At 38.4% G+C, this 14,352-nt stretch carries 17 protein-coding genes; 9 read left to right on the top strand and 8 right to left on the bottom strand.

The window, feature by feature from the left end:
• Positions 1–21 precede the first annotated feature (21 nt).
• Positions 22–474, top strand: a complete 453-nt coding sequence (locus AC04QZ_RS17900) for a universal stress protein (protein ID WP_086545274.1) — start codon at positions 22–24, stop codon at positions 472–474.
• A 478-nt stretch (positions 475–952) separates the two neighbouring features.
• Here AC04QZ_RS17900 and AC04QZ_RS17895 read toward each other — a convergent pair whose 3' ends face one another.
• Positions 953–1,303, bottom strand: a complete 351-nt coding sequence (locus AC04QZ_RS17895; RefSeq protein WP_025143125.1) for a 4Fe-4S dicluster domain-containing protein — start codon at positions 1,301–1,303, stop codon at positions 953–955.
• 78 nt (positions 1,304–1,381) lie between these two features.
• Here AC04QZ_RS17895 and AC04QZ_RS17890 point away from each other — a divergent pair, with 78 nt between their 5' ends.
• From AC04QZ_RS17890 to AC04QZ_RS17855, 8 genes are all read left to right on the top strand, one after another.
• The gene (locus AC04QZ_RS17890) at positions 1,382–2,398 is read left to right on the top strand and encodes an acyl-CoA reductase (protein ID WP_478358869.1); all 1,017 of its coding nucleotides are present in this window, start codon (positions 1,382–1,384) and stop codon (positions 2,396–2,398) included.
• A gap of 78 nt (positions 2,399–2,476) precedes the next feature.
• A complete protein-coding gene (locus AC04QZ_RS17885) occupies positions 2,477–4,426 on the top strand; it encodes a gliding motility-associated C-terminal domain-containing protein (protein WP_478358868.1) in 1,950 nt (649 codons plus the stop codon).
• A gap of 51 nt (positions 4,427–4,477) precedes the next feature.
• Positions 4,478–4,681: a hypothetical protein gene (locus tag AC04QZ_RS17880; protein ID WP_039476747.1), complete on the top strand. Its 204-nt coding sequence runs from the start codon at positions 4,478–4,480 to the stop codon at positions 4,679–4,681.
• 1 nt (position 4,682) lies between these two features.
• Positions 4,683–5,366: a cell division ATP-binding protein FtsE gene (locus AC04QZ_RS17875; protein WP_029278680.1), complete on the top strand. Its 684-nt coding sequence runs from the start codon at positions 4,683–4,685 to the stop codon at positions 5,364–5,366.
• Between the two features lie 128 nt (positions 5,367–5,494).
• A complete protein-coding gene (locus AC04QZ_RS17870; protein WP_086545271.1) occupies positions 5,495–6,076 on the top strand; it encodes a nucleotide exchange factor GrpE in 582 nt (193 codons plus the stop codon).
• Between the two features lie 89 nt (positions 6,077–6,165).
• Entirely contained in the window at positions 6,166–7,329 is a 1,164-nt protein-coding gene (dnaJ, locus tag AC04QZ_RS17865; protein WP_478358867.1) for a molecular chaperone DnaJ, read from the top strand.
• A 142-nt stretch (positions 7,330–7,471) separates the two neighbouring features.
• A complete protein-coding gene (locus tag AC04QZ_RS17860) occupies positions 7,472–8,188 on the top strand; it encodes a DUF72 domain-containing protein (protein ID WP_478358866.1) in 717 nt (238 codons plus the stop codon).
• Between the two features lie 204 nt (positions 8,189–8,392).
• Positions 8,393–9,307, top strand: a complete 915-nt coding sequence (locus AC04QZ_RS17855; RefSeq protein WP_478358864.1) for a Ppx/GppA phosphatase family protein — start codon at positions 8,393–8,395, stop codon at positions 9,305–9,307.
• A 784-nt stretch (positions 9,308–10,091) separates the two neighbouring features.
• Here the strand turns inward: AC04QZ_RS17855 and AC04QZ_RS17850 are convergent.
• From AC04QZ_RS17850 to AC04QZ_RS17820, 7 genes are all read right to left on the bottom strand, one after another.
• The gene (locus AC04QZ_RS17850; RefSeq protein ID WP_478358863.1) at positions 10,092–10,769 is read right to left on the bottom strand and encodes a peptidase associated/transthyretin-like domain-containing protein; all 678 of its coding nucleotides are present in this window, start codon (positions 10,767–10,769) and stop codon (positions 10,092–10,094) included.
• A 52-nt stretch (positions 10,770–10,821) separates the two neighbouring features.
• Positions 10,822–11,388: a Maf family protein gene (locus AC04QZ_RS17845; RefSeq protein WP_478358862.1), complete on the bottom strand. Its 567-nt coding sequence runs from the start codon at positions 11,386–11,388 to the stop codon at positions 10,822–10,824.
• Between the two features lie 69 nt (positions 11,389–11,457).
• Positions 11,458–11,847, bottom strand: coding sequence for a Spy/CpxP family protein refolding chaperone (locus tag AC04QZ_RS17840; RefSeq protein WP_086545265.1), 390 nt, complete (start codon positions 11,845–11,847; stop codon positions 11,458–11,460).
• Positions 11,848–11,953: 106 nt separating this feature from the next.
• Positions 11,954–12,784: a universal stress protein gene (locus tag AC04QZ_RS17835; protein WP_478358861.1), complete on the bottom strand. Its 831-nt coding sequence runs from the start codon at positions 12,782–12,784 to the stop codon at positions 11,954–11,956.
• A gap of 259 nt (positions 12,785–13,043) precedes the next feature.
• Complete coding sequence (locus tag AC04QZ_RS17830; protein ID WP_478358860.1) at positions 13,044–13,571, bottom strand: KdsC family phosphatase; 528 nt, start codon at positions 13,569–13,571, stop codon at positions 13,044–13,046.
• A gap of 71 nt (positions 13,572–13,642) precedes the next feature.
• On the bottom strand, positions 13,643–13,885 hold the full coding sequence (iscX, locus tag AC04QZ_RS17825) for a Fe-S cluster assembly protein IscX (protein ID WP_086545262.1): 243 nt from the start codon (positions 13,883–13,885) through the stop codon (positions 13,643–13,645).
• A 104-nt stretch (positions 13,886–13,989) separates the two neighbouring features.
• Positions 13,990–14,322, bottom strand: a complete 333-nt coding sequence (locus tag AC04QZ_RS17820) for a 2Fe-2S iron-sulfur cluster-binding protein (protein WP_029275355.1) — start codon at positions 14,320–14,322, stop codon at positions 13,990–13,992.
• Positions 14,323–14,352 lie beyond the last annotated feature (30 nt).

Here is a 14,352-nt window from a genome sequence, read left to right as displayed (position 1 = left end):
CACCTTTTAAATATGCTCGCCATGAATTTTAAAAAAATATTAATTGCTGTTGATAATAGTACCTGCTCAGAAAAAGCGGCAAAAGCCGGTTACGACATGGCTGAAAAATTTGGAGCGGAAGTAGCATTGGTTAATATTATCGAACCTATCCCGGCTAATGTAAATCCTGATTTAACCCTGGCACCGGTATTTTTGGAAACTTACGATAACAGCGAAGAAAACAGCCATATCCTGCTTAAAGAAATGGAAACGAAATACAGTAAAGGTGCAAAAACCACGTATTTAAGTATTGTTGATACCGCAGCACATGGCATTATCCAGCAATCTGATGAGTGGGGATCTGATTTAATTGTAATCGGTACTTATGGCCGTACGGGTTTGTATCACTTTTTAATGGGTAGCGTTGCGGAACATGTGGCGAGAAAATCTGCCTGTCCAGTTTTAATTATCCCGAATAAATGTGATGTAGATTAGTTCATTGGTTCATTAGTCATTAGTTATTGGTAACTATAAACTGCCAATTGCAAACTGACACGGGTTCATTAGCAATTAGTTTATGGGTAACTATAAACTGCCAATTGCAAACTGAAACAGATTCATTAGCCATTAGTCTATTGGTAACTATAAATCGCCAATTGCAAACTGAAATGGGTTAATTAGCCATTAGTTATTGGTAACTGCCAATTGCAAACTGCATACTGAAAACTGGTTTATTGCTTACTAGTTGCTGTTTCCATCTTTGACCATTAAGAAGTTAAGAACATTAAGGTTTTAGTGTTTATTTATTGGTCATTTGTAAGTTAGCATGATACAAAAAATAGCTCCTTGTTAATCTGTGGTTCCGTTGTAGCAAAATTGCGAACTGCCAACTGAAAACGGTAAACCTCCAATTCCCTTAAACAAAAAAGTCTCACTTTATGCGAGACTTTCCTTGTAAATATTTAATAAAGGCTTATCCTTCCTGGTGCAACCAGGCTTTTTTAGCCAATAATTCTTCTTCTGTTTCGCGGATGTCTTCGTCATCTACACAACAATCAACTGGGCAAACTGCCGCACACTGAGGCTCATCATGAAAGCCCTTACATTCTGTACACTTATCGGATACAATGTAATAAACTTCATCAGAAACTGCTTCCTGAGCGGCATCAGCTTCAATTTGTTGATTACCAAAATCAATGATACCATTTAAGTTAGTACCATCAGAAAAACGCCATGCAGTACCGGCATCGTAAATTGCGTTGTTAGGACATTCCGGTTCGCAAGCCCCACAATTTATACACTCATCTGTTATTTTAATCGCCATGTTTTCGTCTAATTCTTTTGCTTAGTTTACCTTTGCGATGCAAATATAATATATAATCACTTAATAATAATTCTAAATATGTCAGCATTAACTCAAGAAAAAGCAATAACCGCATTTAGCAAACTAGGTAAATTGCTTACAAACCCTACTGACATACTAGGAAATGCATTTTATAGCGCTGAAAGCACTAATGCATGGTTTACTGCAGAAAACATAAAAAAATCTATTTTATCTTTTGCTGAGCAATTAAATGATGCCGATTTGACGGTTTGGTTTAAATCGATCAGGTTTAGCACATCCCCAAAAAAGGTTGGTTTAATCCTGGCAGGGAATATTCCACTGGTGGGTTTACATGATGTTCTAAGTGTATTGGCCACAGGTAATATTGCTCTAATTAAACTTTCTTCAGCCGATGATAAATTAATTAAAGCTGTAATTGCTGAACTCATTAAAATAGAACCATCTTTCGAAGATAGAATAGAATATGTGGAGCGTTTAAAAGACTTTGATGCTGTTATCGCTACCGGAAGTAATAACTCATCACGCTATTTTGATTATTATTTCAGTAAAGTACCCAACATTATCCGAAAAAACAGAAACAGTGTTGCCGTTTTAGATGGCTCGGAAAGTTTCGAAGATATTCAAAACCTGGGCAACGACATTTTTGATTATTTTGGTTTAGGCTGTAGAAATGTTTCTAAAATCTATTTCCCAAAAGGGTACGATATTGCTAATTTTTACGAAGGCATAGAAAGTTTTCAGCCAATTATTAACCACTTTAAATACAATAATAACTACGATTACAATAAGTCGATCTATCTCGTTAATGCGGCTAAACACTTCGATAATGGCTTTTTGTTATTAAAAGAAGATGAAAGCCTAACTTCACCTTTAGCTGTTCTTTTTTATGAGGAATACGATAACCTGCAGCAAGTAGAAGATAAATTAAAGGATAAATTAGAAAACATCCAGTGTGTGATAAGCCAATCGCCTTTAAATTTAAATACTTTCGGTTTTGGTCAAAGCCAGCATCCAAAACTTTGGGATTATGCAGATAATGTAAATACCGTAGCGTTTTTGAATGGTTTAAACTAATATTGCTGAGTGACTTTGCTTATTGATGGCAATTTAAATTCTAAATTTATTTAATATTGCATAAACCTGAGCCAGTAGATGCACTCTCTATCAAAAGCGTTATGTTTTCTTACTATCCTCTTATTTGCAAATTTTGCAAAAGCGCAGCTTTGTAGCGGAACTTTCGGATCACCGCTTATTAGTCAAACCTTTGGGCAAGGAAATAGTATAGATAGCTGGTACGGCCCACTAGCGCAATATGCACCAGGCGCCTCTACCTATACAACTTTTGTTGGCCCTCCGGGAGTAAGCCCACGTAATTTAACAGCCAACCAATCGGGCCTGGTTAAAACACCTGCTACCCCTGGTAATCCATACCCCATTTATTGGCAGCCGCATGCCGATCATACCGGAGATCCTAATGGCTTAATGCTTCTAATTGATGGAATTGCTACGCAAACTGTATTTTTTGAGCAGCAAATGGATAATCTTTGTCCAAATACTATTTTACGCTTATCAATCTGGGTGTTAAATGCAAATTCGCCGACTGCCAATGCCCAAACCCCAAACATGAGCTTGCGCATTACCGATCCTAATGGTAATGTATTAAACGAGCAACCCACCGGAAATGTACCCGCAGATCTTACATGGCATCAATATTCTATCGACTTTACCAATGGCAACAGCTCAACCATAACCTTACAACTCATTAACAGAACACCAACAAACAGTGGTAATGATTTTGCCCTGGATGATATTACCGTGCAGGCCTGTGGTCCGGGCATTAGTCCTTTTTTTAACACGAATGCCCCATTATTAAGTATGTGTGAAGGTAATACCAGCAATTTCATTTTAGATGCGAATATTACTGCAGGTTATGCTAACGCAGTTTACCAATGGCAGGAAAATACCGGTAGCGGCTGGACTGACATCGTAGATAAAACCACCAAACAAGCTTCGATAGATTTTTCAAATCGAATATCTGGCACTTATCAATATCGGTTAATTACAGCTATGAATGGCAATATTGACAGAACTTATTGCAGGGCAATATCGGAGCCGATAAAGGTTACGGTAAACCCACTTCCAATAGCCAAAGCAGAAAATATTAGTCCAGTTTGCAGTGGTGGTACCATCCAGCTAAATGCATCTGGCGGAACAAGTTATAAATGGTATGGTCCGGATGGTCAATTTCTTTCTTCAGAGAAAAATCCAACAATTGCCAATGCAACCAAATTAATGGCAGGTACATACACTGTTCAGGTGACTGCAAATGGGTGTACATCCCCGGCAACAACAACCGTTGAGGTTTTAGACCCAATAATCCCAATAACCAACATCCAAACAGCAAGCATTTGTGAAGGTAAATCTGTTCAGTTAGAAGCATCTGGTGGCTCAACCTATCTTTGGCGCCCATCAAAAGGTCTGTCAGATCCTCAAATCGCTAACCCAATTGCCTCACCAACTGAAACAACTACCTATACTGTTCAGGTTTCAGACGGACGATGTTCGGCTGAAGCAGAAATTACCGTCAATATAAATAAAAATGCAACGGCTGATGCAGGTACAGATCAGAAGATCGTAACTGGACAAAACATCACCTTAAATGGCAAAATAAGCGGTGATAACGTCAGCTATTATTGGACACCATCAGATTATCTTGACGATCCAACCAAACTCCATCCCATTGCTACCCCAACTGAAGATATCACCTATACTTTACATGCCAGTTCAAATTTAGGCTGTAACAGTAGCATTGATGAGGTTTTCATCAAGGTTTATCCAAAAGTGGTCATTCCCAATACATTTAGTCCGAACGGCGACAATGTAAACGATACCTGGAACATTCCAACTGTTTCGTCTTTCCCGAATCCCATTGTAAGAGTAACCAACCGTTATGGTCAGCTAGTATATCAAAGTACAGGTACCTTTAAGCCCTGGGATGGCAAAATGAATGGAAAAGATCTTCCTCCGGCAACCTATTATTACAGCATTTATTTAAATAAAGATTTTAAAACCTATACCGGCTGGGTAATGCTGATGAGATAAAAAGGACTTCTTACTTTCGCTTATCATTTGGAAATGCTATTTTTGGACACAATGTATATCGTTAAAGTTAAAGGCATAGCCAAAATTCCAGATTACGTACAGTTAAGAGATGACAAGTTTACACTTTTAGCTTATTTTAGGGTGGACAGACCTGATAAATCGCTGGAAAAACTCGGACTTGGCGACAAGCAAGATTACATTATGGAAATGGTTAAAGATTTGCCTTTCGGGCAGATTGCAAAATTAGAAATATAATATGGCAGGCAACTCAGTAATTCATTTAAGCAATGTTGATGTTTTTCAACAAAAACATTTAGTCCTCTCAAACGTAAATTTACACATCGAAAAAGACGAATTTGTGTTCTTAATCGGTCAAACAGGTTCGGGCAAGAGTAGTTTGCTTAAAATATTATACGGCGACTTACATATTGGCAATGGTGAAGGCAATATTGCCGGTTTCGACCTTAAAAACCTAAAAGAAAGTCAGGTGCCGTTTTTACGCCGTAAATTGGGTGTAGTTTTCCAGGATTTTCAATTGCTTACCGACAGGACCATCGAAAAAAACCTTGAATTTGTGCTTAAGGCAACAGGCTGGAAAGATGAAAAACTAATTAATGAGCGCATTAAAGATGTTTTAGACAAAGTAGGTTTACGTTCTAAAATCAAAAAAATGCCGCACGAAATTTCTGGTGGTGAGCAGCAACGTATTGTTATTGCCAGGGCTTTGTTAAATGATCCGGAAATAATCCTGGCTGATGAGCCTACCGGGAATTTAGATCCGGAAACTTCAGAAGAAATTGTAACCTTATTAAAACAAATTAGCCAGGCCGGAACTGCGGTGTTAATGGCTACACACGATTACCACATCATCCGCACTTTCCCTTCGCGCATTATTAAATGTGAGAATGGAGTGGTGCACGAAGATGCACAAATCGTATAAAAAATTCTGACATCCGTCAGCTAATCAGCCAATCTGTTCAGATAAATACAAATAAATCTGACAGCTTGGCTGATTTCCGTTTATGGCAAAATAGTTGAGATTAACACAAAAAAATTCAGCCCAGTATTATGTTTAATAAGAAGAAAAATAACGATAAAGAAGAAAATATAATGAATCCTGAAAATACATCAGAAAATACTGCTGAGAATGTAGAGAATACTGATGCTCCTACCGCTGAAACAGAACAGGCACCTGAACTATCTGCAGAAGAAAAGTTGCAAGCCGAAGTTCAACAGCTTAACGACAAATATTTACGTTTATATGCTGAGTTCGATAATTATAAACGTCGTACACAAAAAGAACGCGTAGAATTATTGCAAACTGCTGGTAAAGATGTAATTGTGTCACTTTTACCTGTTTTAGATGATTTCGACCGCGCATTAAAAGCAATGGAAACTGCTGCTGACGTTGCTCCGGTTAAAGAAGGTATTTTACTGGTAAGCACCAAACTGAAAAACACCTTAGCACAAAAAGGTTTGAAAGATGTAGAAAGTATTAGTCAACCTTTCAATACCGATTTCCACGAAGCAATTACCAATATCCCTGCGCCTAGCGATGATCTTAAAGGGAAAGTGATTGATGAAGTTGAAAAAGGTTATACCTTAAATGATAATGTAATCCGCTTCGCCAAAGTTGTAGTTGGAGCGTAAGAAATAATTATTGAATGATTGAATTTTGAATGATTGAATTAATATTCTCTCATGCCATCATTTAATCATTTAATCATTTTATAAAGAAGATGAGTAAAAGAGATTATTACGACGTATTAGGCGTAACTAGGGGCGCAGCCGCTGATGAGATAAAGAAAGCTTATCGCAAGATGGCGATTAAATATCACCCAGATAAAAATCCGGGAGATAAAGCTGCTGAAGATAAATTCAAGGAAGCTGCCGAAGCTTACGAGGTTTTAAGTAGTGCGGAGAAAAAACAGCGTTATGATCAATATGGTCATGCTGGTGTTGGTGGCGCAAGCGGTGGCGGCTACGGCGGTGGCGGCATGAACATGGACGATATTTTTAGCAATTTCGGCGATGTTTTTGGTGGTCACAATCCTTTCGAAAGCTTTTTTGGTGGCGGCGGTGGCGGTCAGCAACGTGGCGGTCGTCGGGTAGCCAAAGGTTCCAACCTGCGCATAAAAGTTAAATTAACACTTGAAGAAATTGCACATGGTGCAGAAAAGAAAATCAAGGTTAATAAACTAATCGTTTGTAAAACCTGCGATGGCTCTGGCGCAAAAGATAAATCATCGGTAAGTACCTGTGGTACCTGCGGTGGCAGCGGCCAGGTGCGTAGAGTAACCAATACCATTTTAGGCCAGATGCAAACGGCATCTACCTGCCCTACCTGTAACGGTAGCGGTCAACAAATTACGGCTAAATGTTCAGTTTGCCATGGAGATGGTGTGGTACGTGGCGAAGAAACCATTACCATCAATATTCCTGCAGGGGTAAGTGAAGGTATGCAGTTAAGCATGAGCGGAAAAGGAAATGCAGCACCTAATGGCGGTATCCCTGGCGATTTAATTATCTTAATTGAAGAAACCCCGCACGAAACTTTAAAGCGCGAAGGCAATAACATTGTGTACGATTTACATTTAAGTTTTGTTGATGCTGCTTTAGGGATGAGTATCGAAGTACCAACCATTGATGGTAAAGCAAAAATAAAGATCGAACCAGGTACCCAAAGCGGAAAATTATTGCGCTTAAAAGGTAAAGGTTTGCCTGAAGTAAACTCATACCACAGAGGTGATGAGATTATCCACATCAATATCTGGACACCAAAAGCTTTGAGTAGCGACGAACGTAATGCTTTAGAGAAATTACGCGAATCGCCAAACTTTAAGCCTCAGCCAGGTAAAAATGATAAGAGTTTCTTCGAAAGAATGAAAGAATACTTCGAGTAATTAATTAAATATAAATTGAAAAACCGGTGCCACAAGCATCGGTTTTTTTGTTTTACAACAAATTAGCGGTATCTCACTTATTATTTTTATTGCCATTTATAACCGATGATAAACCTTTCCTGATATAACCTGTTTTATATGTATGAAATGGAGAATTGGTTGTTCAGGTTTCTATTACCGCGAATGGAAAGAGGTTTTTTACCCTAAAGGTCTGGCACAAAAAGATTGGTTTAAATATTATTGTGAACATTTCAATACCATAGAAATCAATTCTACCTTTTATAAAATGCCAACTCAAAAATCGTTTGATAAATGGTATAATGAAAGTCCTGATGGTTTTTTATTTACGATTAAGGCCCCGCGGCTAATTACACATTATAAACAGCTCAATGAATGTGAGCAACTCATCAACGATTTTTACGAGGCTATTCAAACCGGACTACAAGAGAAATTAGGCTGTGTACTCTTTCAGTTTCCGCCAAAATTCGATTATAGTGCAGAACGGTTAAATCTGTTGATGGAAAACTTAAATCCAGATTTTAAAAATGTAGTAGAATTTCGCCACATCAGCTGGTTTGAAGAAGAAATTTACAAAAAACTCGCCGAAAACAATATCATTTTTAGTGGCCAGAGCTACCCTTCTGCCCTGCCTGATGATGTAATCCGGAATACAGAAACCGTTTATTACCGTTTTCACGGAAAGCCTGTATTGTATAAATCTGAATACGATATTAATGTTATGGAAGGTTTCAACAACCAGATTGAAAGTAATGTAAATGAAGTGTTTGTTTATTTTAACAATACCTGGGGCGTTGGTGCATTACATAATGCGAAACAACTGCAGGATTTAACAAAATAGTTGCGTATTCAGGTCAGTAAGCATTTGAGCACTTCGCTATCTTGCCAAACCCCACAGACCTCAATAAAATAAACCTGGATCGCAATGGTATTTCGCTCTACTACCCTTAATTTAGCAAAAACGTTAACGAAATTTAATGAATAGCAGGAAATCGGTACCCAAGAACTGCTGACCTTGCTTTCCAAAAAAACAAAAACATCAAATATGCGCATTGCTGTTATCGACCTCGGTACAAACACCTTCCACTTACTCATTGCTGAAACAGCAGGAAGCCAGCCGGAAATTTTATACAAAACCAACGTGCCCGTTAAGTTGGGTGAAGGGAGAATTAACGACAACATCATTATCCCGGCAGCCTTTGAAAGAGGCCTGAATTGCCTTGAAACCTTTAGCCATACCATTGCTGAATACCAGGTTGATCAGGTGAGGGCTACCGCAACTTCAGCCGTGAGAAGTGCTGAAAACGGTCAGGATTTTGTAGATGTGGTAAAAGAAAGAACCGGGATAAACATTGAAACGATTAGTGGTGAGGTAGAAGCTGAATTAATTTACCAGGGTGTAAAACTGAGCGGAGCTATTGCTGAGCGATCGCTGATTATGGACATTGGTGGTGGAAGCGTCGAATTTATTCTGTGTGATCCTGAAAAACTGATCTGGAAGAAAAGTTATAATATTGGCGCAGCACGTTTAATGCAGCAGTTCTTCAAATCAGATCCTATAGCCGACAAGGAAAAGAATGCCATTTTATTTCACATTCAAAATCAACTGAGCGATCTTTTCGACATCTGTGAAAAATACCAGCCCAAAACCTTAATTGGTTCGGCGGGAGCCTTTGAAACCTTTGCCGAACTCATTATCCGAAAAAATAACCTGAAAGCAGATATCAGTACTGCCAAAACTTTCGCATTCAATTTCGACGATTATATCGAAACTTCCATCAGGCTGTTGAATGCTACACATGAAGAGAGAGCCGCAATGCCAGGCATGATCTCCCTGAGGGTAGATATGATTGTGATCGCTGCGTTAATTACCAATTATGTATTAGGCCGATGTAAAATAAACAAGCTAATGCTTTCTAGTTATGATTTAAAGATGGGTGTTTTGGCTAGCCTGATGTAAAATGAGTGAGATTATAAAGGTAGTTTCTCCTCAGATTTTATCCTGTTGATCCTCCCTATTTTACCATGACAAGTAATCGAACCACATAAAAGGTATTTAATTAAATCCTTCGACAAGCTGACATGGATAGCGTCCAGTAGAGTGGTCGTCATTGCGAGAAGGAACGACAGCCTGTCCCGACCTTTCAGGAAAGCAATCTTTCCTGCTATTAAGCCCCCCTTTGTCTATAAACAAACTATCTTGTGGTTACAAATATTATTTTTTTCCGCTCTCTGCCGCGGGGCATGGTACTTTGGAGCGCCAAAGTACCCAAAGCGCTTTGTCAATCCGGCAAGGTAGCTTCTCACTGCCCCAGGCTCATCAAAAAAACAGCGGCACTTCGTTTTGTGTTCAATACCTTTTAAAAGCTGAGAATCATGATTATTGAACACAAAACCACTGCGTTTAAGGTTTGGTAGTGCTATTTATTCTATTCTGCAGCTGTTTTTTTGATTTTTCTGCCACTTGGGATTGACGACGTTCTTCGGCAAAGCCTGAACTTTATTAACGTTGGTTAGCAAACGGCATAAAAAACCCAAATCAAAAGATGTGTTCACACGATAGGAAAGGTCGGGACAGGCTGTCGGCTAAAAAAGCTTTCTAGTAATGACGATACTTTGAGGCAGTTTATCTCCATTAATATCTTGTCATTTATTATAATTTTTATAAAATAAATTACTCCTCAGGATGACAATTCTATATCAATGTATAAACCACAGTAAGCATTAACCTCTATTCACGTAGGCTATTTCTTTTTCGGTGCAATCATTATCTTGCCCACAATCATGTGTTCAGCTTTTTTAAGGGTCAGATTATTTTGTTTTTCGTTAGAAAAATTGAGTGTTATAAAAGCACTATACTGGATGCTATCAACCACCAATTGATTATTACTGACATCAAATTTCTCATCTAAAGTAATTTCATACCGGCCATTTTTGTCCGTCACCGCGAAAAACTTCGTATTAACAATAACCAATCTTATTCCTGCTGCTGGCTTACGATCTGCTCCAAGAACATAACCATATATTTTTTTGGGTATAACCGGCTTTTTAATCGCTGGTATGCTATTTATGCCTCTTGTGATTTCAATTGGTGCTTTCGATTTTTCTGCTTTGGCATCCATTACAAAAATGCTCATCCCTATGGCCAATACGCCAAGGTATTTCATCCAGTTTCTATTGCTGGTAGGAACAATGGATAAATGATAATTGAGCTGGTTTAATTGGGTTTGACTTAAGCGACCACATATCGAGCCACTGGCATTAGCCAATACCCCTATGATTTGGGCATTGGTATAACCTGAAAAATCGATTACATTTTTGCTGCAGGCTTTACAGAAATTAAAACCCTCTCCTTTATCCATTTCATCCCAGTTCTGCAAACATGGTTCGGCTATGGTAACTTCGTTAATTCTCGTTTTCATCGTGCTGATTTTCTTAGATGATGAAACTTTTACGAGAATTCCACAAGACGATTTAAATAAATTTCAACAGTTCGTTGTAAAGCTTTTCTGTTGGCAAACCCATTACGTTTGTATAAGAGCCTTCTATGCGTTCTACCACTACAATACCCCACCAATCTTGCACGCCATAACTTCCGGCCTTATCAAAAGGTTTATAATTATCGATATAGAAGTCGATTTCATCAGGTGTAACCGATTTACAGTAAACTGCTGTTCTATCGTAAAACGAATGAATTTTGTCGCCTTTAACAAGTGTTACACCGGTAAAAACTTCATGTTTGCTGCCTGAGAGTTTAGCTAACATTTCTTGTGCATGGGCCCTGTCTTCGGGTTTACCTAAAATTTCTCCGTTTAAGGCAACAATGGTATCGGCTGTAATCACGATTTCTCCATCAGCCGTAAAAGCCTTAGCCTTCTTTTCTGAAATGTAAACCGCAATTTCTGCAGGACTTAAATCCGGCGGGTAACTTTCGTCTACATCTTTTAATTCGACTTTAAAATCTAAGCCCATAAGGGTTAAAAGTTCCTGTCTACGTGGCGATTTAGATGCTAAAATAATGGGAGGGAAATTGGCAGGCATATTTTATTTTTTTGCTAAAATAAGAAAAGCGACATAAAGCCGCTTTTCTTATTTGATATTTTACCAGGATTAGTTATTTCCACCACCTTGTCTACGTTTTTCCATCTCGGCGCGCTGCTCTTTTTGCCAAGCTTCGTAAGTTTTTTTCTGATCGTCAGTTAATACTGCAGTTACTTTTGCATCATTATCAGCACGCATTTTTTGCATTTTCTCTCTCATTGCATCTCTATCACCACCACCTTGCATTTCTTCACGCATTTTTTTCATGGTTTCTGCCTGCTCAGTAAAAACAGTGGTTAATTTTGTTTTTTGATCATCAGATAATTTTAATTTTTCGTCTAACTGTTTTACTCTCTCTTCAGGTTTCATCATCATTCTTCCTTGTCCACCACCTTGTTGCGCGTTAGCGAAACCAGCTATACCTAGCATTAATCCGCAAATCATCATTAATTTTTTCATGTTGTTCTTTTTGTTGTTTTTGGTTGAAAATTGAGCTAGTTGGAGTGCAAAAGAAAATAAAAGTTTAACGATGCTATGTAACTTAGCTGTTGCAAAATGAAATGGCTTAATCTTTCAGCAATAACACCGGCACATGCGATTTAATGGTTAGCTTTTGAGATACACTTTCATGCAATAAACTTTCGAAAAAACTATATTTCTTAGGCAGCGCAATAATCAGCTGGGCTTCTTCACTTTTGGCAAATTTTACGATTCCTTTAATCGCATCGGGATGATCAGCATAATGATATTCGGGAGAAAAATCTTTGAGCATTTCGTGTAAAAAGTGTTCTTCCTGCGCGTCAATAACATGACCTGAATTGATATTGAGTACCAAAAGTTTTAAGGCGTGTTTGCTTAAAATGTTTTTAAGTGCGTGCATGGGAATCACCTCTTTAACCTTTTTAAAATCGCAGGCTAAAATGGCTTTTCGAATCGATTGATAATCGGCCTTTGGCGGAACAACCAACACTGGAACAGGACTTGATTTAGAAATTTTGATCGCATTAGAGCCGATATCGCTTTCATCTTTTGCTTTTTTACCGTTGCTGCCGATAATGATGAGTTCTATTTCCTCCCTATTTACCCGATCGATGATAGAACGCAAGAGTGTTTCTCTGGTGAGGTAAATTTCTATTTCAGCACTGGGGCTAATCGCTAACATTTTTACCTTCAGTTTTTCGAGTGCTTCAAGCCTTCTGGTCATTTCATCAGCAATATGAACATCTGTAGTAACAATTAAATCAGGTGTTGGCAGAATGCTTTCGTATGCAGAAACATAATAGGCATTAAGCAAGATAATTTTTGCGTTCGTCATCGCAAAACTCAACCTGGCGGCATATTTGGCTGCATGATCTGCCGTGTTCGAAAAATCTACTGGTACAAGGTATGTGCTCATATGATTAAAATTAACGTTTTTTACATTGATAAATTAATCAATCGATTGATTAATTTATCAATGTAAATTTCGCATATAATACGGTTTATTGCAAATTTTAATGATTGAGATTTATAATGGTAACGTCATTCTGAATATGCTGTCATTTTGAACGTAGTGAAGAATTTATCGCCAGAAAGATCCTGAAACAAGTTCAGGATGACGATTCGCCGAGAGACTTTCTACTAATGCACTAATGACACCTGAATTAATGAACTACCTACATCCCCGAATCGGCGGCGTTTGGATTTTCATCATGCCATCTGCCCTGTACTTTCATTACCTTTTCGATAATGTCGCGTACGGCGGTTTTGCCTCCATTGTAAGGAGAAACAAATGTAGATATCGCTTTTATCTCTTCTACGGCATCAGCGGGGCAGGTTGGAAGGCCTACGAGTTTCATTACTTTTAAATCAGGAATATCATCGCCCATGTAAAGCACTTCTCCTGCAGTAATGTTTTTATCCTGAAGATATTGATTAAAGATGGCCACTTTATCGCCTGTTCCGAGGAAAACATCGGTAACCCCCAGGTTAAAAAAACGCTTCCCCATGGCAATACCATCCCCACCAGATATGATGCAGATGTTGTAGCCTCTTTTAACCGCCAGCTGCATGGCATAACCATCTTTAATGTTAAAAGTGCGTAACGACTGACCATTATCAGTTACCTGAACAGATCCATCGGTAAGCACACCATCTACATCAAAAATGAAAGTGGTAATCTCTTTTAGCTTTTGGAGAAACATTGGCGCGTTTGGCGTTTAGGGTTAAGCGCTCGGTGCTGACTCAAGACTGAGGACTCCGAACTCAGGACTAATTACTGATTATCTCTCCACTCGTATACCCAGGCAGATTGAATTTGCTCTAAATGTCCTTCACTGCTTTCCTCACGGGTTCCTTTAAAGTTAGGCAATGATAAAACCCAATCTAAAAGTTCGGTAAAACGGATACGGTAGATTTTGGCTTCTGTAAAATCATCACCAAATTTCTCATATAAAGACATTGCAATATCTTCATAATCGTTCCAGTAAAAAGGTAAAGCAAATTTATCGTTATTCATGTTTTGTTTGTTGTTGTTTTGGTTAATTGTTTGAACTGGTTAATCGGTTAACTGTTATACATGGTTAATCGACTCCCGACTAAAGACTTTGGACTCCAGACTAACTAGTGTCCCATAAAGTCAGACTGATCTGGAATAGTTACTTCGATATCGCCGTTAATCACTACACACTGGCAGCCCAGGCGGGAAGTAATTTTTGGACGAACAGCTCTATCGATAAAGTCTTCTTCTTTATCAGAAATCTCTTCGATATTATCCATACCCTTTGTTACGTATACATGGCAGGTACTGCAACCACAAACACCACCACAGTTGTGCTGTAATTCTATTCCGTTATCCAGGCAAACATCTAAAACAGATTCGCCGGCTGCTATTGGTAATTCAATAGATTCGTGATCTGCTTCTTCAAAATTTATTTTTAGTTTAAAAATGCTCATAATTATTTTGCAAAAGTAATAAGCAAAAGC

It is taken from the genome of Pedobacter folensis (genome assembly GCF_056490665.1).
This window is presented reverse-complemented; position numbering and strand designations above follow the sequence as displayed.